This is a genomic window from Arthrobacter bambusae (assembly GCF_030812595.1).
Taxonomy (GTDB): Bacteria; Actinomycetota; Actinomycetes; order Actinomycetales; family Micrococcaceae; genus Arthrobacter; species Arthrobacter bambusae_B.
In genome coordinates this window covers 91,453-114,578 of record NZ_JAUSSZ010000007.1, presented here as the reverse complement: position 1 = coordinate 114,578, position 23,126 = coordinate 91,453, and the positions used below count along the sequence as shown (strand labels likewise).

The following is a 23,126-nucleotide window of genomic DNA, read 5'->3' as shown; positions in this document are numbered from 1 at the left end:
CTAGGCTTCCTCGTCTTTCTGGTTTTCTGTTGAGGCTTCGGAGGCGGGTTCTGCCGCCACGTGGATGGTGGCGAGGACTTGGTCAGCCTTGACCAGGTCCCCGGTCTTGCTGCTGAGGTGCACGGTGCCGGACACCGAGGCCACCAGCTGGTGTTCCATCTTCATTGCTTCCACCGCGAGGAGGACGTCGCCCGCTGCCACGTGATCACCGTTGTGCACCGAAACGGAGACGACGGTTCCCGGCATGGGAGAGCGGACTTCGGGGTCCGCGGCGCCTTCTTCGCGCTGGATACCCGCGAGGATGCGTTGGAGCCTGGCTTCGCGGTCCAGGATCTCCAGCCGGCACGACCAGCCGTCACTGCCCAGCCAGAGTTCGCGCGTCCCGGGCCCGGGAGATGGTGAACCGTGCGCGAAATGGTGCTCGACGCCGTCGAGCACCAGCACCGCATGCCCGGCGGACACCTGCCGGAGGGTGGCGGAGCGCTCAGCGCCGCCATCCACGCGCGCCGTGAAGCCCGGGCCGTCCACCGTCAAGCCCACGGTGGCGAGGCCGCCGTCGGGACGGCCGAGGGTGGTCTTCCACGGCGCGGGGGCGCCGACGCGCCAGCCATCGGCGGTGTTCCAAGGTGAGCCGGTATCGACAGGCGCCACGGCATTCCTGGTGAGCATCGCCGCGGCGAGTAGCTCGACGTCGGACACCTGGCGGAATGCCATTCCGTCGAGTTTGCGCTCGATCAAGCCGGTGTCGAGGCGGCCGGCCCGGACGTCGTCGTCGTTGACCAGGAGCCGCAGGTACTCGACGTTCGTGTGCACGCCCAGCAGTGTGTAGTCCCCCAGTGCGTGGTCGAGGGTGTCCAGGGCCGCTTTGCGGTCAGGGCCCCAGGCAATGACCTTCGCGAGCATGGGATCGTAGTCGCCGGTGACGGAGAGTCCGGTCAGCATGGCCGAGTCGACACGGACGTGCGGATCGTTGCTCGCCCGTTCCCGGAGCGCCACGACCTCGCCGATGGATGGCATGAAACCGCGTGCGGGCACCTCCGCGTAGACGCGCGCCTCGACGGCGTGGCCGTCAAGCTCGACGTCGGACTGCGCCACCGTGAGGACCTCACCGGCGGCGATGCGCACTTGCCATTCGACAAGGTCGACGCCCGTCACCATTTCGGTGACAGGGTGCTCCACCTGGAGGCGGGTGTTCATCTCCATGAAGAAGAAGTGCTCCGGGTCCTCGTCCGAGACGAGGAACTCGACTGTGCCCGCACCGCTGTACTTGACGCTCCGGGCGGCTTGGCAGGCGGCCTCGCCGATCCGCGCCCGGACCTCGGCCCCGCTCGCCAGGGACTCCAGCAAGGGGGACGGCGCTTCCTCGATAACCTTTTGGTGGCGGCGCTGGAGGGAACATTCGCGCTCACCAAGGTGGATCACGTTGCCGTGGTTGTCGGCGAGGATCTGGACCTCGATATGCCGGGGCGACTGGATGAGCCGCTCCAGGAACAGGGTGTCATCGCCGAAGGCGCTCGCCGCTACGCGCCGGGCGGTGGCGAGCGTGGCCGCCATGTCCTCGAGCCGCTCCACGATGTGCATGCCTTTGCCGCCGCCCCCGGCCGAAGGCTTGATGAGCAAGGGGAAGCCGACGCCGGCCGCAGCCTCGATGAGTTCCGCGTCGCTGAGTCCCGGTTCGGCGATGCCCGGGACGCACGGAACGCCGTAGGACATGACGTGGTTCTTGGAACGGATCTTGTCGCCCATGATCTCGATGGCGTCAATGCCCGGACCGATGAACGCGATACCGGCCGCGTCCAGGGCCTTCGCGAACTCCACGTTCTCGGCGAGGAATCCGTAGCCCGGGTGGACGGCTTGGGCGCCGCTTTGCTGGCAAGCCTCGATGATCGCATCTATCCGCAGGTAGCTGTCCGCCGCCGCGGCTGTACCGATCCGGAGGGCATCGTCTGCTTCGCGCACGTGGCGGGCCCCGGCGTCGGCGTCTGAATATACCGCTACGGAACGGATGCCCATGGCCTTGAGGGTGCGGATGACGCGGCAGGCGATTTCTCCCCGGTTGGCGACGAGGACGGTATCGAAGGAGTTGATTGTCATGGGGTCACATCCGGAAGAGGCCGAAGGAGGTTTCCGGCAGGGGTTGGCGGGAGACGGTATCCAAGGCCATGCCCAGGACGCGCCGGGTGTCTGCGGGGTCGATGATGCCGTCGTCCCAGAGCCGGGCGGTGGAGTAGTAGGGGCTGCCTTGGTCCTCGTACTGCTGCTTGATGGGGGCTTTGAAGGCTTCCTCGTCTTCGGCGGACCATTCCTCGCCGCGGGCCTCGTACTGGTCACGTTTGACGGTGGCCAGCACGCTGGAGGCCTGGTTCCCGCCCATGACCGAAATCCTGCTTGCCGGCCACATCCACAGGAAGCGCGGGGAATACGCCCGGCCGCACATCGAGTAGTTTCCGGCGCCGAAGGAACCGCCGATCACCACGGTCAGCTTCGGTACGCGGGCAGTGGCCACGGCGGTGACCATCTTGGCGCCGTTCTTGGCGATGCCGCCGTGCTCGTAATCCTTGCCGACCATGAAGCCGGAGAGGTTCTGCAGGAAGACCAGCGGAATGCCTCGTTGGTCGCACAGCTCGATGAAGTGCGCGCCTTTGAGGGCGGACTCGCTGAAGAGCACCCCGTTGTTCGCCACGATGCCCACGGGGTGGCCGTGCAGCTTCGCGAATCCGGTCACCAAGGTGCTGCCGTAGTTCTTCTTGAACTCGTGGAACTTCGAGCCGTCCACGAGCCGGGCGATGACTTCGCGGACGTCGTATTGCGCGTTGACGTCGGTGGGAACGGCGCCATAGATTCCGCGCGGATCAACCACGGGCTCGACGACGGTGTCCACTTCCCACGCGGGGGCCGCAGGCCCGGGCAGGGTGGCGACGATGTCGCGGACAATTTGCAGGGCGTGCTCGTCGTTTTCTGCGAGGTGGTCCGTCACCCCGGAAATCCGGGAGTGGACGTCACCGCCGCCGAGTTCCTCGGCCGTGACGATCTCACCGATGGCGGCCTTCACGAGGGGCGGTCCGCCCAGGAATATGGTGCCTTGGTTGCGGACAATGACGGTTTCGTCGCTCATGGCCGGCACGTAGGCGCCACCGGCCGTGCAGGATCCCATGACCGAGGCGATCTGCGGGATCTTCGCTGCGGACATCTTCGCCTGGTTGAAGAAGATCCTGCCAAAGTGCTCCTTGTCCGGGAAAACCTCGTCCTGCTTGGGGAGGAACGCTCCCCCGGAATCCACGAGGTAGACGCACGGCAGCTTGTTCTCAAGGGCGATTTCCTGGGCCCGGAGGTGCTTTTTCACCGTCATCGGGTAGTAGGTGCCGCCCTTGACCGTGGCGTCGTTGGAAACCACCATCACCTGGCGTCCGTGGACCAAGCCGATGCCCGCGATCACGCCGGCCCCCGGCGAATCATCGTTGTACATTCCGTTGGCCGCCAAGGGGGCGATCTCCAGGAACGGGCTGCCCTCGTCCAGCAAATAGTTGATGCGCTCGCGCGGCAACAACTTGCCCCGCGAGACATGCCGCTCACGCGACTTCTCCGGGCCACCGAGGGCGGCCACGGCAAGTCGCTTCTTCAGCTCGTGCACCAGTGACAGCTGCGCTTCCTCGTTGGCCGCGAACTGATCGCTGCTGCTGTCCAGCTGGCTGGCGAGTGTCTCCATCGACTGTGTCCCATCCCGGCCCGTGGCCATCTCAGTTAGTACCGCATAACTGGAATTTAGGTTAGTCTCTATTAACTGTGTTGTCCATCACCCCGGCACTGGGCCCGCCCCGGAACCGGCGCTGAACCGGACGCGTGCAAAAGGAGGAATTGTGGTCACCTTCCAGCGGAGCTCCCAGCAGGACGGCCCCACCCCGCGGAGCCCCAAGCAAGAGAGCCCGACCCAGCGAAGCCAGGCCAAGGAAACCCGGCGCAAGGCCCTCCTGACTGCTGCAGCCGGGTTGTTCGCCGCCGACGGTTTCAACCGCGTGTCCCTTGAGGACCTCGGGGCCGCGGCCGGAGTCAGCGGCCCTGCGGTGTACCGGCATTTCCCGGGGAAACAAGCCGTGCTGGCCGAACTGCTGTTGAGCGTGAGCCGGAACCTGCTCGACGGCGGCCGCACCGTGGCGTCCGAATCCGCCGATGCCGAAACTGCGTTGCGTGGACTGGTGGAGTTCCACGTCGACTTCGCCCTCAGCAATCCCGATGTCATCCGGGTCCAGGACCGCGACTTCAGCAACCTCAGCGACTCCGACCAGGCCGAAGTCCGCACCCTGCAGCGGAACTACGTGGAGCTGTGGGTTGGAGTGCTCGGAGAACTACATCCCGACACGGATCCTGCCGAGTTGCGGGTCCGTGCCCACGCAGCCTTCGGCCTCATCAACTCAACGCCCCACTCGGTCCGGCACCACGGCCGGCGCATGGCGGTCAAAAGCGCCCGGCCCATCCTCGAACGCATGGCCCTCGCGGCCCTGACGGTGGAATGAGCTCAGCGGGCGCCCGTTTCGACGGTTCCCCGCACACTCGATGTTCGCGAACACCGTATGCGCAGGGAACCGTCTAAACGGCGGGAAGCCTTAGATCATCGTCATGACCATTGCCGGATCGGACAGGATCGCGCCCAGATCGGCCAGGAATTTCGAGCCTTGCTCGCCGTCCACCAGCCGGTGGTCGAAGGACAGGCTCAGTGACATGACCTGGCGCACCGCGAGTTCGTCGTTGTGCACCCACGGAGCTTTACGCACCGATCCCAGCGCGACGATGGCAGCTTCGCCCGGATTCAAGATGGGGGTTCCGGCGTCGATCCCGAACACGCCGATGTTCGTGATCGAGATGGTCCCGCCGGTCAGATCCGCCGGGGAGGTCTTGCCTGAACGCGCCGTGTCCGTGAGTGCGGACAGGGCCGTGGACAATTCCAGAAGCGTCATCCTGTCGGCATCTTTGATATTGGGAACAGTCAGTCCCCTGGGCGTGGCGGCCGCGATACCCAGGTTGACGTAATTGAACTGCACGATCTCCTGTGCGCGGTCATCCCAGCGGGAGTTCAGTGTCGGGTTCCTGCGCAGGGCAATCAACACCGCTTTGGCCGCGATGGTCAACGGCGTGAGCTTGTAGCCGGCAAACTCGCGCCTGGCTTTGAGCCGCGTCAACAGTTCCATGGTGGGAGTGACGTCGACGGTCAGGAACTCCGTCACATGCGGCGCCGTGAATGCACTTTGCACCATGGCGGCGGCCGTGAACTTCCGGACACCCTTGATCGGCGTGCGCGTCTCACGTTCGCCGGAGGCCCCGACGGCGGCCGCGGCGTGGACCTCGGACCCAGCGCCTTGCGCCTGTGGCCCGGCCGCGAAGTCCTGGACGTCCGAACGGGTAATGAGTCCCCTTGGCCCGGTTCCCTTGACCATCTCGAGGTCGATTCCAAGGTCGCGTGCCAGCTTGCGGACCGGCGGCGTGGAGCGTGGACGCTCCTTTTCCGCGGTCCTCTCGCCTTGAGCCGCGAACGGTGCCATGGACTCGACGGCGGGGAGGGCTTCCGCGGCGGAAACAGGTTCGACGGCGGCCTCGACGGCGGGCTCGACGGTGGCCTCGCGTTCGGCGACGCCTCCGGCAAAGGTGCGCTGGCGCCGGGCCGGACGCCCGGACCTTTCGACGACGGCACCGTAGCCTACGAGGTTCGGTTCACGCTTCGCCGCGGTCTCCGCCGGGTTTTCCGCGGAAGCGCCTTCACTGGTAGCGCCCGCACCGGTACCGCCAACACCGGAAGGTGAGGCTCCGGCGTCGTCGACTTCGAAGGAAACGATCGGCTTGCCGACCTCCACAACCGAACCAGCCTGTTCATGCAAGGCGGCGACGGTTCCGGCGAAGGGCGAAGGCAACTCAACCACGGCCTTGGCCGTCTCGACCTCGGCAATGACCTGGTTCAGGGTCACGGTGTCCCCCACCGCGACCTTCCAACTGAGAATTTCCGACTCGGTGAGTCCTTCGCCGAGGTCGGGGAGCCTGAATTCCTTGATCATGGTGGCGCTCATCCTTCCAACCCGCTCAGGGAGTTGCCGCGGCCGAGTGCGCGGTCCACGCCGTCAAGGATCCTGTCGAGATCCGGCAAGTGGTGCATCTCGAGCTTTGAGTACGGGTACGGGATGTCGAATCCGGTGATCCGGACCGGCGCCGATTCGAGGTAGTTGAAGCAGCGTTCGGTGATGCTGGCCGCGATTTCGGCGCCGAGCCCGCCGGACTGCGCGGCCTCATGGGTGATGACGAGCCTGCCGGTCTTGCGGACGGACGCCTCCACTGCCGCGAAGTCGATCGGAGCGAGCGAGCGCAGGTCGATCACCTCCACCGAGACTCCTTCGTCGGCCGCGGCCATCGCGGCGTCGCTCGCGGTCTTCACCAGCGGGCCGTAGCTTACCAAGGTGACGTCGCTGCCCGGGGTGACCACCTTGGCCTTCTCCATGGATAACGCGGTGGAAAGATCTGCGCCCTCATCCACTTCGCCCTTGTCGTGGTAGCGGCGCTTTGGTTCGAAGTACAGCACCGGATCGTCCGAGGCGATGGCCTGCTGGATCATGGTGTAGGCATCCTGCGGGTTGGAGACGCTGATGACGCGCAGGCCCGAGGTGTGGGTGAAATAGGCCTCCGGGGACTCGGAATGGTGCTCGGGTGAGCCGATCCCGCCGCCGAAGGGAACGCGGATGGTGATGGGCATCTTGACGCGGCCCTGCGTCCGGTAGTGCATCTTGGCGACTTGGCTGACGATCTGGTCGAATGCCGGGTAGATGAAGCCATCGAATTGGATTTCGCAGACCGGCCGGTAGCCGCGATAGGCCAAGCCTACGGCGGTACCGATAATCGCGGATTCAGCCAAGGGGGTGTCAACCACGCGGTGTTTGCCGAAGTCCTTTTGGAGACCGTCCGTGACCCGGAACACGCCGCCGAGCGCCCCGATGTCCTCACCCATGAGGACAACTTTGGGATCGTTTTCGAGGGACTTGCGCAGGCCGGCGTTGATGGCACGGGCGAAGGTCAGCTTGCTCATCAGAGTGCACCTTCCTGGGTTGATCCGCTGAAGCTTTCCAGATAGCGGGAGTAGTGGTCCTTCTGGCGTTCGATCCAGGAGTTGGGCGTGCTGTAGACATGCTTGAAGAGGTCCAGCGGGGCGGGATCGGGCATATTGATGACTCCGGCGCGCAGGCTCCTGGCCACCTCGTCCGCTTTGGCCTGGGTCTTGGCTTCGACCTCTTCGGTCAGGAGGCCCTTGGTGCGAAGCAGCGCCTTGAGCCGGGCAATCGGGTCCTTGGCCGCCCAGTCCTCAAGCTCGTTGGCGTCGCGGTATCGGGTGGGATCATCCGCCGTCGTGTGCGGGCCCATCCGGTAGGTCACCGCTTCAATGAAGGTGGGTCCTCCGCCCTTGCGGGCCCGGTCCAGCGCAATCCGGGTGGCCGCCAGGACGGCCAGGACGTCGTTCCCGTCGACCCGCGTGCTGGGGATACCGAAACCCGAAGCACGGTCGGCGATCTGGATGTGGGACTGAATCCGCACGGGTTCGGAGATGGCCCAGTGGTTGTTCTGGCAGATGAAGACCACGGGCACTTGGAAGCTCGCCGCGAAGACCATTGCCTCGTTGACATCGCCTTCGCTCGTAGCGCCATCGCCGAAGAGGCCCACTGCGACGGAGTCCGATCCGTCGTACTGGATGCCCATCGCGTAGCCGGTTGCGTGCAGCGACTGCGAGCCGATGATGATCTGCTGGGTGGCGATGTTGTAGCGGTACGGGTCCCAGCCCGCCGAGGCGTTGCCGCGCCACGCGCGGACCAAGTCGGTTGGCTCCACACCGCGGCAGTAGGCAACGCCGTTGTCCCGGTAGCTCGGGAAGACAAAGTCGTCATCCCGGAGGGCCCGGCCCGAACCGATCTGGGATGCTTCCTGGCCCAGCAGCGGCGGCCACAATGCCAACTCGCCCTGGCGCTGCAAGGCTGTAGCTTCGGCGTCGATGCGGCGGATGACCGTCATGTCCTCGTAAAGCGAGCAGAGCTGCTCATCGGTGACATCGCTGACCCAGAGATCGAACTCCGGGTGGCTGATGCGTTCCCCCTCGGGGGAAATCAATTGGACCAGGTCCCCGCCGGTCCTGCGCGGGCTTACTGCACTGATTCCGGGATTCGATGCCTGGTAGGCGTCCTGGCCGGGTTTGTCCGTCAACACAGTTGATCGCACCTTTCAGCTCGTGCTCGCAAGCCTTTGGAGGGACTTGTGATCCGCCCGCGGGCCAGCGTCCGGGCCTCGTCGCCTGGACTAATTGTGACCCTACTCACAATGCTCATTGGGTACAACCACCGTTGAAGATTCTGCGCATTCTGCCCTATCCGGGCGGTGCGCACCGTGCTAACGTTGCGCATTATGCAAGCTTTGGATGGCACCGACACCCGCCTGCTTTCGGCCATGGCGAAGGATCCACGCGGCACGGTTGTGGCCTTGGCGCAGAAGCTGGGACTGTCGCGGAACACGGTCCAGGCGCGGATGGCCCAGCTGGAAAAGAAGCATGCGTTCCTTTCCTTCGAACGGCGCATCAACCCGGCCGCACTTGGCTATCCCCTCATGGCATTCATCTCCGTGCACGTGCAGCAGCAAAAGCTCGGACAGCTTGCCTTGGACCTCGCCGAAATCCCGGAAATCCTGGAAGGGTACGGACTCACCGGATCGGCCGACCTCTTGCTGCGGGTGGTGGCGCTCGACGCCGAGGACCTGTTCCGGGTCAACGGAAAGATCCTTGCGTGTGACGGCGTGGAACGAACCGACACCGCCATGTCGATGGGCGAATTGATTCCTTTCCGGGTGCAGCCGTTGCTGAACCGGAATACCAAGAAAGCGCTCCGCGCCGGCTAAGCCGGACAAGCTGGCAAAAAATTCGTCCCATCGGACCCATCCGTAGCCGCGGGTGGTCCGAATCTCTGGTTGAGAACCCCGTCCGGGGTTACGAACACAGGCCGGATATACCACCGGCCATACCGGAAGGTTTGGACCATGCGCACTTCGCCCAACCGCCTGATCGCCACCATCTTTGGAGCCGTCTACCTGCTCGTGGGTGTCGTTGGATTCTTCGTCACCTCGGGAATTGGATTCTTCGCCACCGAGGGTGCCAATCTGATCATCTTTGCGGTAAACCCCTTGCACAACATCATCCACCTCGCCATCGGCGCCGCGCTGCTCTACTCAGGCATGAACAGCACCGTGCTGTCCAAGACGGTCAACACCACGGTCGGTGCCGTCTACCTGCTGGTCGGCATCCTCGGACTGTTCCTCGTGGGCTCCGCCCTGAACATCATCGCCCTTAACGGCGCAGACAACGTCCTGCACTTGGCCAGCGCCGTGGTGCTTCTCGGCGTCGGCCTCTCGCAGGACAAGGTTCAGGCCAATACCGCCCGGGCCCACGCCTAGAAGCCCCCAAAACCGGGAAGGAGCCGTCCGTGTCAGCTCAAGCAGCGACGTCCGTTGGACCCACCACCGGTGCTTCCGTCACCCTGTTCTCGTGTTTCGCGGGAATGGGGGCGGCCCTTGTGGAGCTTTCCATCGCCTCGAGCTACATCTCGGGCCGGGGACCTCTTGCGTGGACGGGCGGCATCTTCGCGGCATGGGGCCTGGCGCTGCTCGCCAGCTCGGTTGCCAGCCTCCAACGGGGGCGGCTCCGGTTCCGTAAGCCAACAACCATAGGCCTCCTCGCGGCAGCGCTGGTCCACGTTGGATTGCTGATGGCCGGTATGACCCAAAGGGTGCTCGACGGCGGCCACCTGGCCGCCCTTTTCCTGGTGCTCATGGCGCTGGGATCCTCCGCTTGGCTCGACCGACGATACCCCGACGACGGTGGAACCACGGTGGCTGCCCCAAGGGCCGGCGCGCTTTTGGCGGCCACCTTCGCCGCCGCCGTCGTCGTCGCAGCAATCACGACGCCGGGGCTCGCCGCCTCGGTGGCCGGAGCGCACGCTGTCCCGCATGGAGAGCACTCCCTGCCGGGCGGCCACAACCACTAAGCCAACAGAATCCCGCCACCAAGCAGCAATCCCTCCCACACTCAGTGCGGGAGGGATTGCTGCTTAATGGGCTTGATAGCAGGAAAGCGTGGAACCGAAGCGATCCCCCAGCTGCCTGGTCCAGTCAGTCGATGGCTGCCATGAGTTCGACCACGCGGTCGAGGAAGGCATCAACCTGCGCCTCATCGTAGCCGTCGCGTCCCCGGGCCTCGGAGAAAGCGGCCCTGCGCACGTTGTCGACACTCAGCGGTTTGTCGTTTTCCAGGTAACCGATCAAGGAGACGCACAAGGCATCGACCTCTGCGATGTTGTAGCTGCGCGCACGCTTCTTGTCCGGCCGGCGGAAACGTTGGCCATCAGGCCTGTGCAAACGGCCGCGCAACACTCCGGAGAGTTTGCCGATCTTCAGCAACCAGGCGTCCTCGCCTTCAGCCGCTATCAGCTCGTCACGTTCACGGCGGGCGAAGGCGTCTTCGAGGCGGTCCAATGCGGCGTCCACCGTGGTGGCGTCGTAGCCGCCTTTGACAGGATCAAATGAAACCGCACGTACATCGCTGCTGCCGATTTTTTCGGCGGGCTCGGCCCTGTTTTCGAACGACTTCCGGGCGCGCTGGAAAAACTGGTCCACTTGCTTTGCGTTGTAGCCGTATTTGCTGTGCGCCACGCGCTCAAACGCTGCGGGTATCTGGCGACGAATGTCCACTGCCACTGCTTTCCTTCTGGGTGGTTGTCAGGCGCCGCTCAACAGCGCGTAAAGAATAAATGCTGCCGGAGCCGCGAAGACGATCGAATCAAGGCGGTCCATGACCCCGCCGTGCCCCGGCAGGATGCTGCTCATGTCCTTGACGCCAAGTTCGCGTTTGACCATGGATTCCGCGAGGTCGCCGGCAGTAGCCGCGGCAACCATGCCCACGGCAAGCACCGCGCCGACCCACCACGGCCTGTCCAGGACGAAGATGCTGGCAAGGATCCCGACCACCATGGCACCTGCCACCGAGCCGGCGAATCCTTCCCAGGTCTTTTTGGGGCTGATCTTGGGAGCCATCGGATGCTTGCCGAACAGCGAGCCCACGAGGTACCCGAACGTATCGTTGGACACCACCAGCAACAACATCACGGCGATCTGCCAGGCACCCGCCGGAACCTGACCGGAGGGCCAGGGACCCGCCGTCGTCGCTCCCCCGCCTGCATGGAGGGGCAAGATGGCAAAGCTGATCAGGAAAGGCACCCAGGCAAGCGTGAAGATCCCGGCGAATACGCTTCGCGGAGCTCCCGCAGCGCTTTCGAGGGAACGCCAGAGCAGGACGGCCGTGCTGCTCAGCACCATCGCGAAGAGCAGGCTTTCGGTGCCGCCGAAGTAGGCCGCCAGCGGCATCGCCACCGTACCCGTCAACACGGGGATGATCGGCATCCGGGTGCCTTGGCCTTCGAGCGCACGGAAAATTTCCCATACACCGAGGACAGCGAACGCCGTCGTCAGGAGAACGAACCCCAGCGGCAGGAACAGCAGCCCGCCGAGAACCGCGAAGAGCATGGCGAGCCCGACGCCGATGGCGGCCGGAAGATTCCGGCCCGCCTTGGGCATCGGGTTGCCTGGTTGGCGCCTGGCGCGTGAGGGAATACCCTGCGCGGGCGCCGGCTCAGCCTCGCTCATCAGACCTCGAGCAGCTCGGCTTCCTTGCGCTTGAGGAGCTCGTCGATACCATCGACGTGTGCCTTGGTGATGGCGTCGAGCTCCCTCTCGCCACGGGCACCCTCGTCTTCTCCGGCTTCGCCGTCCTTGACGAGCTTGTCCAGGGAATCCTTGGCCTTGCGCCGGATGCTTCGGATGGTGACCTTTGCGTCTTCACCCTTGCCCTTGACGATCTTGACGTATTCCTTGCGGCGTTCCTGGGTCAGCTCGGGAATGGTGATCCGGATGACGTTACCGTCGTTGGACGGGTTTGCCCCGACCTCGGAGTCGCTCAGGGCCCTTTCGATGTCGCGCATGGCGGTCTTGTCATAGGGCGTGATGAGGATGGTCCGGGCATCCGGAATAGCGAAAGAGGCCAGTTGCTGGAGCGGGGTGGGGGTGCCGTAGTATTCCACGATCACCTTGTTGTACAACCCGGGGTTCGCACGGCCCGTACGGATGGTCGCGAAATCCTCTTTGGCTACCTCGACCGCCTTGTCCATCTTTTCCCCGGCTTCGAGCAAGGTTTCTTCGATCACGGTTTCTCCTCAGAAATAGTCGCGCCCCGGTCCGCGGGCCGCAATGCACAATAAATTTCCGCCCCTGGGGGCGGAAGACTCCTAGAAATATCCTAGCCCTTGCTACGGGGTGACCAGGGTGCCCAGCTTTTCGCCGAGGATGGCCCGGGTGACGTTCCCTTCGCCTTCCATGCCGAAGACAACCATGGACAAATCGTTGTCCTTGCACATGGTCATGGCGGTCTGGTCCATGACGCGGATGTCACGGCGCAGGGCATCGTCGTAGCTGAGTATTTCGAGCTTCTCGGCCGTGGGGTCCTTCTTGGGGTCCGCGGTGTACACGCCGTCCACACCGCTCTTGGCCATGAGCACCACGTCGGCATGCACTTCGAGTGCGCGCTGGGCGGCCACGGTGTCGGTGGAGAAGTACGGAAGACCTGCGCCTGCACCGAAGATGACTACGCGGCCCTTTTCCATGTGGCGGATGGCACGGCGCGGAATATAGGCCTCGGCCACCTGGCCCATGGTGATGGCGCTCTGAACGCGGGTCTCGACTCCCGCCTGTTCCAGGAAATCCTGCAATGCGAGGCAGTTCATGACGGTGCCGAGCATTCCCATGTAGTCGGCGCGGGAGCGGTCCATGCCGCTCTGGGACAGTTCGGCGCCGCGGAAGAAGTTACCGCCGCCGACGACGATTGCCACCTCGACCTCGGAAACAGCGGCGGCGATTTGCTTGGCGATGGCGCGGACGGTTTCCGGGTCCACACCAAGCTTTCCGCCGCCGATGACCTCGCCGGAGAGCTTCAGCAGCACACGACGACGGGTCTTCTCCGGATGGATTGCAGTGTTCTCGGTTTCCATGGTGCCTTCCCGTTTGTGGACTCTGGCTAGATTATCTTGCTGGGGGCCGGGCAGAAAGCTGCCGGCGGTGGAGGCAACCGGTACGGGCCTTCCGTTGCATGAAAAAGGGGCGGCCACCGAAGTGACCACCCCTTTTTTATGTCTGACTAGTTTCCGACGCGGAAACGTGCAACTGCGGTTGCCTTGACGCCGGCCTCTTCGAGAACCTGCCCAACAGTCTTCTTGGAGTCCTTGGCGAATGCCTGGTCCAAGAGAACTTCGCCCTTGTAGAAGCCCGTCACGCGGCCTTCGACGATCTTGGCGAGAGCGGCTTCCGGCTTGCCTTCGGCCTTGGCGGTCTCTTCGGCAATGCGGCGCTCGGACTCGACCAGTTCGGCCGGGACGTCTTCGCGGCTCAGGTAGTTCGGGGCCATTGCTGCAACGTGGACGGCAACGTCGTGTGCTGCGGTTGCAGCGGCGTCGCCCTCGCCCTCAACGGCGAACAGGACGCCGACCTGGGCGGGGAGGTCCTTGGAGGTCTTGTGCAGGTAAGCGTCAACCGTGCCGCCTTCAATGCGGGCGATGCGGCGGACAACAACCTTTTCGCCGAGAACTGCGCCTTCTTCGACGACGACCTCGGAAAGGGGCTTGCCGTCGACGTCGATGGCCAGCAGGGTCTCGAGGTCGGCAGCGCCGGACTCGACGGCTACGGCCAGGACCTTGTCGGCCAGCTGGATGAACTTGTCAGCCTTGGCGACGAAGTCGGTCTCGCAGTTGACCTCGATCATTACGCCAACGCCGTCGGTGACCTTGGCTGCAACCAGGCCTTCGGCCGTTGAGCGGCCTTCACGCTTGGTAGCGCCCTTGAGGCCCTTGATGCGGATGATCTCGATGGCCTTCTCGGCGTCGCCGTTGGCCTCGTCGAGAGCCTTCTTGACGTCCATCATGCCGGCGCCGGTGCGCTCGCGCAGGGCCTTGATGTCAGCAGCAGTGTAGTTCGCCATGTGAACCCCTCTGTCTAGAAATTTTTGTGTTTACGGACTGACAGGACGGCAGCCCACTGCGTGGGCCGCCATCCTGTCAGTAACTCCCCGCACCGAAATTGGTCCGGGAAAGGTCCGGATTTACTTGTCTGCTTCGGCTTCGCCGGCAGCAGCTTCGGTAGCCTCGGCGGCCGGGGCTTCGGCAGCTTCCGCAGCCGGAGCTTCAGCAGCTTCGGCCTTGCTGCCTTCGAGAAGCTCGCGCTCCCACTCAGCCAGCGGCTCTTCCGGAGCCTCTGCGGCACCGGTTGCGCGCTGGTTACGGGCGATGAGGCCCTCAGCAACGGCGTCGGCGACCACGCGGGTCAGCAGGTTTACGGAGCGGATGGCGTCGTCGTTACCCGGGATCGGGAAGTCAACTTCATCGGGGTCGCAGTTGGTGTCCAGGATGGCAACAACCGGGATGTTCAGCTTCTTGGCCTCGTCAACAGCCAGGTGTTCCTTCTTCGTGTCGACAACCCACAGAACGGAAGGAGCCTTGGTCAGGTTGCGGATACCACCGAGGTTGGTTTCCAGCTTGGTGAGTTCACGGTTGAGGAGCAGGAGCTCCTTCTTGGTGTAACCCGAGCCTGCGACGTCCTCGAAGTTGATCTCTTCGAGTTCCTTCATGCGCTGGATACGCTTGGCAACGGTCTGGAAGTTGGTGAGCATACCGCCCAACCAACGCTGGTTGACGTACGGCTGGCCAACACGGGTAGCCTGCTCAGCAATTGCTTCCTGGGCCTGCTTCTTGGTGCCGACGAACAGGACGGTGCCGCCGTGGGCGACAGTAGCCTTGACGAACTCGAAGGCGCGGTCGATGTAGGACAGCGACTGCTGAAGGTCAATGATGTAGATGCCGTTGCGCTCCGTGAAGATGAATCGCTTCATCTTCGGGTTCCAACGACGGGTCTGGTGTCCAAAGTGGACGCCGCTGTCAAGCAGCTGGCGCATGGTTACGACGGGCATGCCGACGCTCCTTCCGGCAGGTCATTCATGAGAGAGCCACACGGGCGCTCTTACCCTGCCAATAGTTGACGGTTAGTTAGCCGGACCCGAACGGGCCTTGGCTCCTGGCATCCATTGCACCTCTCATCCGGCCAATGACTCGCCGGACCGCAAGAGGCACAATCCTTCGCAGCACTGAATCCATGAGGATTCGCATTGGAGGGTTGGATACGCGTAGTCAGCCTGGGACCCCCGCGCAACTGAATGAGAAGCGCTCCTGAATTAGCCTGAGGGCACAGCAAACTGCTCCACCAAGTGTACTACAGCGCCTTGAGCCTCATGACCGCAAACACCCGGGGTCCGGCGTCCATCGCGCAGCAAATTTCGCGCGGCTTTTCCACATAGCCGAGCTTTCCACATAGCCGAACTGGGAACTTTCGGGACCTGCAGCGCCAGCCAAGGCTTGTTCCATGGGAACCGCACATCTTCTGGCTTGCATTCTTTTGCTCGTCGCCCCTATTGCTCCCCCTGCCGTCGCATCGACGTCGGACACGGGCGCCCCGCCCGTCACCCACCCGGGCTGGACGTGGCCCCTCTCCCCCAAGCCAGCGGTTCTGCGTGGTTTCGACCCACCGGAAAGGCCGTGGTTGAGCGGGCACCGCGGCGTGGATCTACAAGCAGCCGACGACGGCGTCCCGGTCGCCGCCCCCGCCGGCGGCACCGTGGGCTTCGCGGGCGTCGTGGTGGGCCGGCCGGTGATCACCATCGACCACGGGGACGGACTACGGAGCAGCTTTGAGCCCGTGGACAGCGACCTCGCAGAGGGGGCCACAGTGAACAAGGGCCAATCCATCGGCGTAGTCAGCACCGGCCACTGCGCGGAATCACCATGCCTGCACTGGGGAATGCGGCAGGGTGCGGACTACGTCAATCCGCTTGCCTTCGTCACGGATCTCAGGCCATCCGTGTTGCTGCCGCTAGACGATGGCGGAAATCCCCGTGATGGCCCGCCCCGTGACAAGGGTGTTGATTTCATGGGTGCCTTCGTAGGAATAGATCGCCTCGGCGTCAGCGAAGATCTTGGCCATCTCGTAGTCAGTGACAATGCCGTTGCCGCCCAGGATGCCACGACCCAAGGCAACGCTTTCGCGCATGCGGGCTGTCGTGAAGGCCTTCGCCAGCGCGGATTGTTCATCCTTGGCCGCGCCGGCGTCTTCAAGCTGCGCGAGACGAACCATCATGCCCATGGAACTGACCGTGTTGCCCAGGATCTGCACGAGCTGTTGCTGCACCAATTGGAACGATGCCACGGGCCTGCCGAACTGCATCCGTTCAACCGCGTAGCGGCGGGCAACGTCGAACGCCGCAAGCTGCTGACCCACAGCCTGCCATGCGACTGACAGCCGCGTGACTTTGAGGACCTTGTTGGTGTCCCTGAAGCTGTTGGCATTGGCCAGTTTGAAGAAGTCCGGGACCACCACGTTTTCAAGGGTGATGTCGGCATTCTGGACGGTCCGCAGGGAAATCTTGTTCTCGATCTTGCTGGCCTTGAATCCGGGGAGGCTCGTGTCCACAAGAAAGCCCTTGACCTGATTGTCATCGAGGTCGCGGGCGAAGACCACAACCCAGTCGGAGAAGGTGGCGTTTCCGATCCAGCGCTTGGCCCCGTTCAGGATCCAGTTTCCACCTTCCCGGCGCGCAGTGGTCCGGGTGCCGCCTGCGACGTCCGAGCCGCCCAATGGCTCGGTCAGTCCAAAGGCGCCGATTTTCTTGAGCGAGTAAATGTCCGGCAGCCAGGCGTCCCGCTGTTCTTGAGATGCCAGCGCTTCGATGGAACCCGTGAACAAGCCGTCGTGAACGCCCATGAACGTGGCAATCGAGGCATCGGCGCGGGTTGCCTCTGCGTGGACAAGGCCAGCGAACACGTTTGAAAAGCCTTGCCGCCTTACTGGGCTGACCAGGTCGATCTCAGCCAGCTTGGGGATCAGGTCCATCGGAAATTCTCCGCGGTTCCAGCAGTCGACCGCAATCGGCTTGACCTCACGGGCCAGGAAAGCCCGGATCTCAGCGAGCCGGTCCCGTTCCTTGCCCGTGAGCAACTGCTCAAAGCCATAAAAGTCTCCGTCAGCGTACGGGAGATTCTCGAGGTCTATAGCCGCCTTGGACATGGCACTCCTTCACGTAAGTTACTGATGAGTAACTTATCGCAATGACAGTTCTCCGCACAAGCACCTCCACACAAGCTCCTCCACACAAGCAGGTGGGTGCACGACGGATGGCAAAAGGCGTCCCGGAGGCCATCGCCAGAAGCCCGAAACAGCCACCGTTAACCCCAGGGTCTTCGGATGTTTGCCCTTTGCACGGTTCGTTCCCAGCCCGCCTCCATAGTTTGGCAGGGACATCGTTTCCCCAATCAAAGGACGATCTTCAATGCCTGTTTCACCCAACAAGCTCAAGCGGACCTCGATGGCAATGGTGGGCGCAGCCGTTGCTGCCGCCAGCCTTGCCTCCGTTGGCTTGCCGGCATCCGCGGCTGAGGAACGCGAAGAACACGCCGCGGGCGCCGGATTCACCGTGACGACCTTTGCCCCGGTCGGCACCGAGTCGGCACGAGCTTCTCGACCCTCAGCCCGGACCAGGCGAAGCCGCTGACCACATACACGTATTCGGGCCTCACCCACGGTGGTGGCACCGACGCCGTGTCTGTCGTGAACGGCAAGATCCTCGTCAGCGTTTCAGCACCGGTTGATACATCGGGCCCGGCCGCCTATTCCGTCGCATTGGAAGGCACCATCGCCAAACTGCCGCCCCTCTTCGGCGACAGCGCTACGGCTACCGCAGCCAATGGTCCCCAGGCCGGGAAGCCGACCACGCTTGGCCTCACGGACCCGGACTCGAACACCCAGGTTCCCGCCGCTGCCCCGCGGTTCAAGAACTCCTTCATGCTTGACGCCCAGGCAGACCAACAGTTGATCTTCGCCTCCAACCCCGGCACCGCCAAGCAAGCTCTCCAGGTGCTGTCAGTCGGCCAACCCCTGGATGACACCGTGTTCGCGGCCCACTCCAACCAGGCTCTCCTGGTCACGGACCCGACGGACAACAAGGTGTTCTCCATCAGCGGCCCGTTCAAAGCCGGCGAAGCCTTCTCCACCGTGGTACCCGACGCGGGGCCCGCCTACCTGGCAAACCTGGACCTGGGCACGGGCAGCCTCACCCCGGTCAAGGAACTTGCCTCCATCCACCCCAAGGGCTTGATGTTCACCGGCGGCGCCGGAGAGAACTGAAGCGCGGCCAACTCACACGACGGCAAGCGCTTTGAGTAGCGGCCACCGCTGAAAGAGCCCCTGACCGCGCGCTTCCGCGCGTCAGGGGCTCCTTCTGTTCCTGGCCGAAATTCAGCCTGCCGGGCCCAACTGCGTCCGAAGCCATGCGTCGATGTGCCCGAGCGCGGCCCTCGCCATCGGCGTCGCGTGTCCGGTAAACCCGTGGGGGGAGGCGGGATAAATACGCAGATCAACCTCGACGCCGGCGTCCGACAACCGGGTGGCCATGGCGAGATTGTCTTCCAGGAGGATGTCATCGGTGCCGATCACGATCAGGATCGGCGGTAGGCCCGCGAGGTCGGCGAAGAGAGGCGAGAGGTCGGGATGGGTACGGTCCGGCGTGGCCCCAGCGTAGGCCTCAAGAAAATACTCGTCGGCGATCAGGCGTCCGGCCTGCGTCTTCGCGGCAAGGTCATAAGTGCCGAACTGCAGCACGCCGCCTCTGAAGGCCGGGATCCCGCGATCCCGCAGCCGCACAAGCGTGGATACCGCCAGCGTCGCACCGGCAGAGAAGCCGCTGATGGCTAGTTTCCCCGTGCCAAAGCGGGCTCCGGCTTGCTCGACCAGCCACAGTGCGGCCGTCTCGCAGTCCTCGGGCGCGGACGGCCATGGGTCTTCGGGTGCGAGCCGGTAATCCACGCTGACCACCGCAACGCCCAGCGCGTCCGCAAGCCGCCTGTTGCGAACGTCGCTCCCCGCGGCCGAGCCCATGTAGAAGCCGCCGCCGTGGATTTCCAGCAACACGCCCGCCGCCCGAGTTCTGACCGGCATGTGGATCCGCACCGGAACGGTCCGGCCAAGCGCGCTTGCCAGCTCGGCGATTGGGTGTGGATGACACGGTGCGGGTTCTGCCGCTCGCGCTCGGAATGCGAGCAGCTCCTCCCGATTGCGGGGCCCGCGGCCGGACGCCCGGCCGGAGTAGAAAGCGCGGGATTCATCGACGAGCGACCACAGTCCCGGATCGATCAGCGACGGCAATTCGGAACTCACAGGACAACTCTAGGCTGCGCATCGGGCGAGCGGACAAGGCCGCCCGCCGTGGCGCGTTCGGTACGGGAGGAGCAGTATGGAGGGATGAACGCTCCCGGCGCCGATAGTCCGGCGCAGGGTGGCTCCGTTGGTTCCGGGGTCGGCCTGCACCCGTGGAGCCGTTATGTGGCCCTGGGTGATTCGTTCACCGAAGGGGTAGGAGATCCGGAGCCCCGCAGCCCGGGAGGCCTGCGAGGCTGGGCGGACCGGGTCGCGGAAGAACTGAGCGCCGGTCACCAGGATTTTGCTTATGCGAATCTGGCGGTCCGTGGACGGTTGCTCCATCAGATCCTGGACGAGCAGGTAGGTCCAGCCCTGGCCCTGCAGCCGGATCTGATCACCCTCAATGCCGGCGGAAATGACCTGATCTTCCGCAGGAGCGATCCCGACAAACTTGCCGTCCGGATGGACGCCGGCGTTCAGCTCCTGGCCTCCACCGGCGCAACGATCGTATTGTTCGCCGGCCCGGACTGGGGCGCTACGCCCGTGCTGGGACGGACCCGCGCCAAGGTGGCGATCTTCAACGAGAACCTGCGCACCATCGCCGCCCGCCACGATGCGGTAATTGCCGACCTCTGGGCGTTGCGTCAACTCACCCACCCACGCATGTGGGATCCGGACCGTCTGCACTTCTCCCCCCTGGGTCAGCACACCATCGCCATCATGGTGCTCGATACCCTGAATGTCCCCCACACCTTGGAACCGATGGCACCGAAAGATTTGCCCGGACGCAGTTGGCGCGAGGCAAGGGCCGACGACATCATCTGGGCACGCGAGCATTTGTTCCCGTGGGTCCTGCACCGTCTCAAACAAGGAATCTCCGACGACGGACGGCACGCGAAGCGGCCGGATCCGGGCCCCGTGTTTGGCGCGTGGATGCCGCCAGGGACGCTCCTGGGAAACGATCCACCAAACTAGGCGGACACGGAAAAGGCCGGATGCTGTTTCCAGCACCCGGCCCCTCAGCAGGACAAACCGCCGATCATGCCGGCGTTCTGGCCTGTTGCGTTTGGATCCCTACACTCGTGACCTGCCACGGATGAAGTGGAAGATCAGAACGATGACGGCAACCACCAGAAGCAGGTGGATGAGACCGCCGCCGATACCGCCGAGCAAGCCGAGAAGCCAGAGAACGGCAATGATGATGGCTATCCAAAGCAACATGTGAGTCTCCCTTATTTGTTTGCGTGCCCTGGCCGGCGGCCTGGGCATTCGTTCGTAAGTATACTTACTAACGGAGGTAAGCGTGTGATTCAGTGTGGTTTTTCCATCTGGAAGCCGCACCTGCACCTCAGTACCCGGCTGCGGAGGTAGGCGCCAAGGAAGTCCGCTGGCCGCGGCTGGGTCGAGAGCGGTATTAGTGAGTTTCTCAGGTCCGGGTCGCTCAGGGTCATGGGTTCCCCGCAATGGATGTACTCGGCTCCCAGATGGAGGACGTCATTATTGTTGCTCGACCGGGCAAGGACTGCGGCGACGAAGCCAGCAGTAGTGGACAGGACACGCGAGCCCCCGCATCCGGCACAGCTGAAGGCCACGGCGAGCGTGTCGCTAATGCGGTCCATGATGGCGATGGAGTCCACGACGAGGTGCAGATCAGTGTCGCAAGTCGCGCACCAAGGCTGCTTCCCCCGGGGCTGCTGCGCATCCCGGGGGAAGTAGGTGCTCGAGATGGTGCTCAACGGATCAGCCCATGCCCGGGTAGCTTGCCAGGATATAGTCGGCGGCGGCCGGGCCCGTCATGGCCAGCCCGCTGCCATCGGGATGGATGCCCTTGGTCCTCACCGCCGCCCAAAATACGTTCTCGGGCAGCGGCACGGACCGGTTCAGCAAACACCAGCTCGTGTACAGGCCGTAAAAGCAATCCCGTCCGAGAGTGGATCGGTCGTGGGTGGTGATGGTGGCTTCTTCAAGGAATTGGTCGAATTGGATACTAGCCGTATTAGCCATGGGGGGACCTTTTTGCAGGTGCGTCGTGTGCTGCCATGTGGCTATAGCAGCGGAGCCCAGATGCGTGCACACGGCACCGGAGCGTTCGCCCGGTTCTGTGGAACTCTGCGGCTCGGGCGGTCCATGCGTTGTGCGCAGTCACGGTCTTCTGAAACGGAACGCACGGCCCGCGGCCGTGCGCGGAAATCCACTTCGTCAAACCTGTGTAGAAGCTTGTCTACGATGTAGACTTTACGCGTAGACTACAAAGTACGCAAGGTTTTCCCAAGAACCAAACCAGCGATGACGCGATCAGATCAGGATGGAAACCGTGCCGCCCCCAAAAAATCCGATCAATTCTTCCCCAGCCGGGGAGAAGCCACGGCTGAGCCGCGACCTTGTATTGACCACTGCGCTCGCCCTGGTGGACGCAGAAGGACTCGACGCGCTCACCATGCGGCGCTTGGGGCAGGAATTGGGCCGGGATCCGATGAGTCTCTACCGGTACGCCGCCAATCGTGCCGCGCTCTTGGACGGAGTGACGGAACTGGTTTTGAAAGAGCTTTCCATTTCCCCGGGACTCCCCGATTGGCAGGCACAGCTCCGGCAGATGGCCCATGGACTCCGGCTGTTGGCGCTGCGGCACCCGAACGTCGTGCCATTGCTTGTGACCCGCCCGCTGTCCACGCCCTTGGGATTACGCCCGCTCGGCACCCTGCGCCCGCTTGAGCAGATCCTGGCGTTGCTGATCGACGCCGGTTTCTCGCCGTCGGATGCGCTGCACGTCTACCGGGCCTACTACGGGTTCCTGTACGGCCACATCCTTAATGAACTGCAAGAGTTCGTCGTGGATCCGGAAGAAAACGAAGCGCTCCTCCGCCTTGGCCTGCACCGCCTTCCCGCGAAGGAATTTCCCCGCCTCCGCGCCCTCGGCCCGGTCCTCGCGGACTATGACGGCGCGGCCGAGCTGGATCAGGGCATCACCATCCTGCTCAACGGACTCGCAGTCCCCCTCGTGCACGAAGAAGCCGCTCCAAAACACTGACCAGGACACGGGCGGGGAGCAAAAACGAGGGTGCCCCATCACTACGATTCCGCAGTTCAGGGGCACTTTTCGGGTAGGGCTACTCGGACTTGAACCGAGGACCTTAGGAAAGAGATTTCGCGCTTTTCGTCAGTTTCCGGTGGATGCCAAAAATGCCTAGATTCTGCGGCAGAATGGCCCAAATCGGGTGACTGACATGTCATTATTTGCCGTCACGCGCCGTTGTTTCCGGTGGTTAAGCGGTGGACGACATGCGTTATGAGGTTCAAGCTCGGGCCTACCGTCATGCCGGTTGGTTGCTCCGTTCCCATGAATGGAAATAAAGCCGGTTCCCCTTCCCGGGCCGCGCGATCAACCACAGAGTCGATGGAGACACTCATGACAACAAGGCCAGAAGCCAACAGCACAACGGGGGCTACCGAGGAACAGTGGCTGACCCCGAAAGAGATTTGCACCCGGTTGCAGATTCCGGAGCAGACGTTCTACCAATGGCGGGTCAAGCACATCGGCCCCCGCGCTTACCGAATCGGCCGGCATCTCCGGATCAGCCGGAGCGACTTCAACGCGTGGTTGTCCTCGCGCCTAGAAACATAGAGGACACCGCTTGCCCGGATGTCGGGGAATTGAAACGGATTTTTGGGGCCCAAATGGCTTCCACGGGAGCCAAAAACCCCGGAAAATCAAGGATCCTGCCACGGAACTGCCGACTAAAAACCGCTTCGAAGAGGCAAAGTGTTGACTTTGTCGACAAGGGGTT

25 protein-coding genes and 1 pseudogene are annotated in these 23,126 nt (G+C 63.7%); 10 read left to right on the top strand and 16 right to left on the bottom strand.

Annotation, left to right across the window (positions count from 1 at the left end; all coding sequences use genetic code 11):
• A complete protein-coding gene (locus tag J2S96_RS11240) occupies window positions 1–2,094 on the bottom strand; it encodes an acetyl/propionyl/methylcrotonyl-CoA carboxylase subunit alpha (protein WP_306863089.1) in 2,094 nt (697 codons plus the stop codon).
• A gap of 4 nt (window positions 2,095–2,098) precedes the next feature.
• Window positions 2,099–3,706 (bottom strand): carboxyl transferase domain-containing protein, encoded by a 1,608-nt coding sequence (locus tag J2S96_RS11235; protein WP_306863088.1) that lies wholly within the window; start codon window positions 3,704–3,706, stop codon window positions 2,099–2,101.
• Window positions 3,707–3,857: 151 nt separating this feature from the next.
• Here J2S96_RS11235 and J2S96_RS11230 point away from each other — a divergent pair, with 151 nt between their 5' ends.
• Entirely contained in the window at window positions 3,858–4,511 is a 654-nt protein-coding gene (locus J2S96_RS11230; RefSeq protein WP_306863086.1) for an SACE_7040 family transcriptional regulator, read from the top strand.
• 90 nt (window positions 4,512–4,601) lie between these two features.
• On the opposite strand, the gene J2S96_RS11225 is transcribed toward J2S96_RS11230, so the two are convergent.
• From J2S96_RS11225 to pdhA, 3 genes are read right to left on the bottom strand one after another with little or no spacing between them, the layout of a single operon-like run.
• Entirely contained in the window at window positions 4,602–6,053 is a 1,452-nt protein-coding gene (locus tag J2S96_RS11225) for a dihydrolipoamide acetyltransferase family protein (RefSeq protein WP_306863083.1), read from the bottom strand.
• Entirely contained in the window at window positions 6,050–7,060 is a 1,011-nt protein-coding gene (locus J2S96_RS11220) for an alpha-ketoacid dehydrogenase subunit beta (protein ID WP_306863079.1), read from the bottom strand. Before J2S96_RS11220 ends, J2S96_RS11225 begins: the two co-directional genes overlap by 4 nt.
• A complete protein-coding gene (pdhA, locus tag J2S96_RS11215; protein WP_370873080.1) occupies window positions 7,060–8,226 on the bottom strand; it encodes a pyruvate dehydrogenase (acetyl-transferring) E1 component subunit alpha in 1,167 nt (388 codons plus the stop codon). Before pdhA ends, J2S96_RS11220 begins: the two co-directional genes overlap by 1 nt.
• Before the next feature lie 195 nt (window positions 8,227–8,421).
• Here pdhA and J2S96_RS11210 point away from each other — a divergent pair, with 195 nt between their 5' ends.
• From J2S96_RS11210 to J2S96_RS11200, 3 genes are all read left to right on the top strand, one after another.
• Window positions 8,422–8,907 carry an Lrp/AsnC family transcriptional regulator gene (locus tag J2S96_RS11210; protein WP_306863077.1) on the top strand — a complete coding sequence of 162 codons (486 nt, stop codon included), beginning with the start codon at window positions 8,422–8,424 and terminating at the stop codon, window positions 8,905–8,907.
• A gap of 138 nt (window positions 8,908–9,045) precedes the next feature.
• A complete protein-coding gene (locus J2S96_RS11205) occupies window positions 9,046–9,459 on the top strand; it encodes a DUF4383 domain-containing protein (protein ID WP_306863075.1) in 414 nt (137 codons plus the stop codon).
• A 29-nt stretch (window positions 9,460–9,488) separates the two neighbouring features.
• Entirely contained in the window at window positions 9,489–10,049 is a 561-nt protein-coding gene (locus tag J2S96_RS11200; protein ID WP_306863073.1) for a hypothetical protein, read from the top strand.
• 124 nt (window positions 10,050–10,173) lie between these two features.
• Here J2S96_RS11200 and J2S96_RS11195 read toward each other — a convergent pair whose 3' ends face one another.
• The 6 genes from J2S96_RS11195 to rpsB all read right to left on the bottom strand — a co-directional run bounded on the left by J2S96_RS11195 (window position 10,174) and on the right by rpsB (window position 15,067).
• The gene (locus tag J2S96_RS11195; RefSeq protein WP_306863071.1) at window positions 10,174–10,758 is read right to left on the bottom strand and encodes a DivIVA domain-containing protein; all 585 of its coding nucleotides are present in this window, start codon (window positions 10,756–10,758) and stop codon (window positions 10,174–10,176) included.
• A 21-nt stretch (window positions 10,759–10,779) separates the two neighbouring features.
• Window positions 10,780–11,703, bottom strand: coding sequence for a phosphatidate cytidylyltransferase (locus J2S96_RS11190; protein WP_306863068.1), 924 nt, complete (start codon window positions 11,701–11,703; stop codon window positions 10,780–10,782).
• A complete protein-coding gene (gene frr / locus J2S96_RS11185) occupies window positions 11,703–12,260 on the bottom strand; it encodes a ribosome recycling factor (protein WP_306863065.1) in 558 nt (185 codons plus the stop codon). Before frr ends, J2S96_RS11190 begins: the two co-directional genes overlap by 1 nt.
• Before the next feature lie 102 nt (window positions 12,261–12,362).
• Window positions 12,363–13,100: a UMP kinase gene (gene pyrH, locus J2S96_RS11180; protein ID WP_306863064.1), complete on the bottom strand. Its 738-nt coding sequence runs from the start codon at window positions 13,098–13,100 to the stop codon at window positions 12,363–12,365.
• Between the two features lie 146 nt (window positions 13,101–13,246).
• The gene (gene tsf / locus J2S96_RS11175) at window positions 13,247–14,083 is read right to left on the bottom strand and encodes a translation elongation factor Ts (RefSeq protein ID WP_306863061.1); all 837 of its coding nucleotides are present in this window, start codon (window positions 14,081–14,083) and stop codon (window positions 13,247–13,249) included.
• A 120-nt stretch (window positions 14,084–14,203) separates the two neighbouring features.
• Window positions 14,204–15,067 carry a 30S ribosomal protein S2 gene (gene rpsB / locus J2S96_RS11170; RefSeq protein WP_306863058.1) on the bottom strand — a complete coding sequence of 288 codons (864 nt, stop codon included), beginning with the start codon at window positions 15,065–15,067 and terminating at the stop codon, window positions 14,204–14,206.
• 449 nt (window positions 15,068–15,516) lie between these two features.
• Between rpsB and J2S96_RS11165 the strand changes: the two are divergent.
• Window positions 15,517–15,921, top strand: a pseudogene (locus tag J2S96_RS11165) (M23 family metallopeptidase); the annotation flags it as partial.
• A 102-nt stretch (window positions 15,922–16,023) separates the two neighbouring features.
• Here the strand turns inward: J2S96_RS11165 and J2S96_RS11160 are convergent.
• Entirely contained in the window at window positions 16,024–17,214 is a 1,191-nt protein-coding gene (locus J2S96_RS11160) for an acyl-CoA dehydrogenase family protein (RefSeq protein WP_306863055.1), read from the bottom strand.
• 262 nt (window positions 17,215–17,476) lie between these two features.
• On the opposite strand from J2S96_RS11160, the gene J2S96_RS11155 reads away from it, so the two are divergent.
• Complete coding sequence (locus J2S96_RS11155) at window positions 17,477–17,698, top strand: hypothetical protein (RefSeq protein WP_306863052.1); 222 nt, start codon at window positions 17,477–17,479, stop codon at window positions 17,696–17,698.
• Window positions 17,699–17,745: 47 nt separating this feature from the next.
• A complete protein-coding gene (locus tag J2S96_RS11150) occupies window positions 17,746–18,330 on the top strand; it encodes a hypothetical protein (RefSeq protein ID WP_306863050.1) in 585 nt (194 codons plus the stop codon).
• A 111-nt stretch (window positions 18,331–18,441) separates the two neighbouring features.
• Here J2S96_RS11150 and J2S96_RS11145 read toward each other — a convergent pair whose 3' ends face one another.
• On the bottom strand, window positions 18,442–19,359 hold the full coding sequence (locus J2S96_RS11145; protein WP_306863048.1) for an alpha/beta hydrolase: 918 nt from the start codon (window positions 19,357–19,359) through the stop codon (window positions 18,442–18,444).
• 84 nt (window positions 19,360–19,443) lie between these two features.
• Between J2S96_RS11145 and J2S96_RS11140 the strand changes: the two genes are divergently transcribed.
• On the top strand, window positions 19,444–20,316 hold the full coding sequence (locus J2S96_RS11140) for an SGNH/GDSL hydrolase family protein (protein ID WP_306863046.1): 873 nt from the start codon (window positions 19,444–19,446) through the stop codon (window positions 20,314–20,316).
• 99 nt (window positions 20,317–20,415) lie between these two features.
• On the opposite strand, the gene J2S96_RS11135 is transcribed toward J2S96_RS11140, so the two are convergent.
• The 3 genes from J2S96_RS11135 to J2S96_RS11125 form a co-directional block, all read right to left on the bottom strand.
• Entirely contained in the window at window positions 20,416–20,562 is a 147-nt protein-coding gene (locus J2S96_RS11135; RefSeq protein ID WP_306863044.1) for a lmo0937 family membrane protein, read from the bottom strand.
• An 89-nt stretch (window positions 20,563–20,651) separates the two neighbouring features.
• Window positions 20,652–21,077, bottom strand: a complete 426-nt coding sequence (locus J2S96_RS11130; protein ID WP_306863042.1) for a hypothetical protein — start codon at window positions 21,075–21,077, stop codon at window positions 20,652–20,654.
• 4 nt (window positions 21,078–21,081) lie between these two features.
• Window positions 21,082–21,345 (bottom strand): hypothetical protein, encoded by a 264-nt coding sequence (locus J2S96_RS11125; RefSeq protein ID WP_306863039.1) that lies wholly within the window; start codon window positions 21,343–21,345, stop codon window positions 21,082–21,084.
• A 310-nt stretch (window positions 21,346–21,655) separates the two neighbouring features.
• Here J2S96_RS11125 and J2S96_RS11120 point away from each other — a divergent pair, with 310 nt between their 5' ends.
• The gene (locus tag J2S96_RS11120) at window positions 21,656–22,369 is read left to right on the top strand and encodes a TetR/AcrR family transcriptional regulator C-terminal domain-containing protein (protein ID WP_306863037.1); all 714 of its coding nucleotides are present in this window, start codon (window positions 21,656–21,658) and stop codon (window positions 22,367–22,369) included.
• A gap of 378 nt (window positions 22,370–22,747) precedes the next feature.
• On the top strand, window positions 22,748–22,963 hold the full coding sequence (locus J2S96_RS11115; protein WP_306863035.1) for a helix-turn-helix domain-containing protein: 216 nt from the start codon (window positions 22,748–22,750) through the stop codon (window positions 22,961–22,963).
• Window positions 22,964–23,126 lie beyond the last annotated feature (163 nt).

Coding starts and splice junctions, on each gene's coding strand:
- J2S96_RS11240 (WP_306863089.1), bottom strand. CDS start 2,094: ATGACAATCAACTCCTTCGATACCGTCCTCGTCGCCAACCGGGGAGAA.
- J2S96_RS11235 (WP_306863088.1), bottom strand. CDS start 3,706: ATGGAGACACTCGCCAGCCAGCTGGACAGCAGCAGCGATCAGTTCGCG.
- J2S96_RS11225 (WP_306863083.1), bottom strand. CDS start 6,053: ATGAGCGCCACCATGATCAAGGAATTCAGGCTCCCCGACCTCGGCGAA.
- J2S96_RS11220 (WP_306863079.1), bottom strand. CDS start 7,060: ATGAGCAAGCTGACCTTCGCCCGTGCCATCAACGCCGGCCTGCGCAAG.
- J2S96_RS11210 (WP_306863077.1), top strand. CDS start 8,422: ATGCAAGCTTTGGATGGCACCGACACCCGCCTGCTTTCGGCCATGGCG.
- J2S96_RS11205 (WP_306863075.1), top strand. CDS start 9,046: ATGCGCACTTCGCCCAACCGCCTGATCGCCACCATCTTTGGAGCCGTC.
- J2S96_RS11190 (WP_306863068.1), bottom strand. CDS start 11,703: ATGAGCGAGGCTGAGCCGGCGCCCGCGCAGGGTATTCCCTCACGCGCC.
- pyrH (WP_306863064.1), bottom strand. CDS start 13,100: ATGGAAACCGAGAACACTGCAATCCATCCGGAGAAGACCCGTCGTCGT.
- tsf (WP_306863061.1), bottom strand. CDS start 14,083: ATGGCGAACTACACTGCTGCTGACATCAAGGCCCTGCGCGAGCGCACC.
- rpsB (WP_306863058.1), bottom strand. CDS start 15,067: ATGCCCGTCGTAACCATGCGCCAGCTGCTTGACAGCGGCGTCCACTTT.
- J2S96_RS11160 (WP_306863055.1), bottom strand. CDS start 17,214: ATGTCCAAGGCGGCTATAGACCTCGAGAATCTCCCGTACGCTGACGGA.
- J2S96_RS11155 (WP_306863052.1), top strand. CDS start 17,477: ATGCCTGTTTCACCCAACAAGCTCAAGCGGACCTCGATGGCAATGGTG.
- J2S96_RS11140 (WP_306863046.1), top strand. CDS start 19,444: ATGAACGCTCCCGGCGCCGATAGTCCGGCGCAGGGTGGCTCCGTTGGT.
- J2S96_RS11135 (WP_306863044.1), bottom strand. CDS start 20,562: ATGTTGCTTTGGATAGCCATCATCATTGCCGTTCTCTGGCTTCTCGGC.
- J2S96_RS11125 (WP_306863039.1), bottom strand. CDS start 21,345: ATGGCTAATACGGCTAGTATCCAATTCGACCAATTCCTTGAAGAAGCC.
- J2S96_RS11115 (WP_306863035.1), top strand. CDS start 22,748: ATGACAACAAGGCCAGAAGCCAACAGCACAACGGGGGCTACCGAGGAA.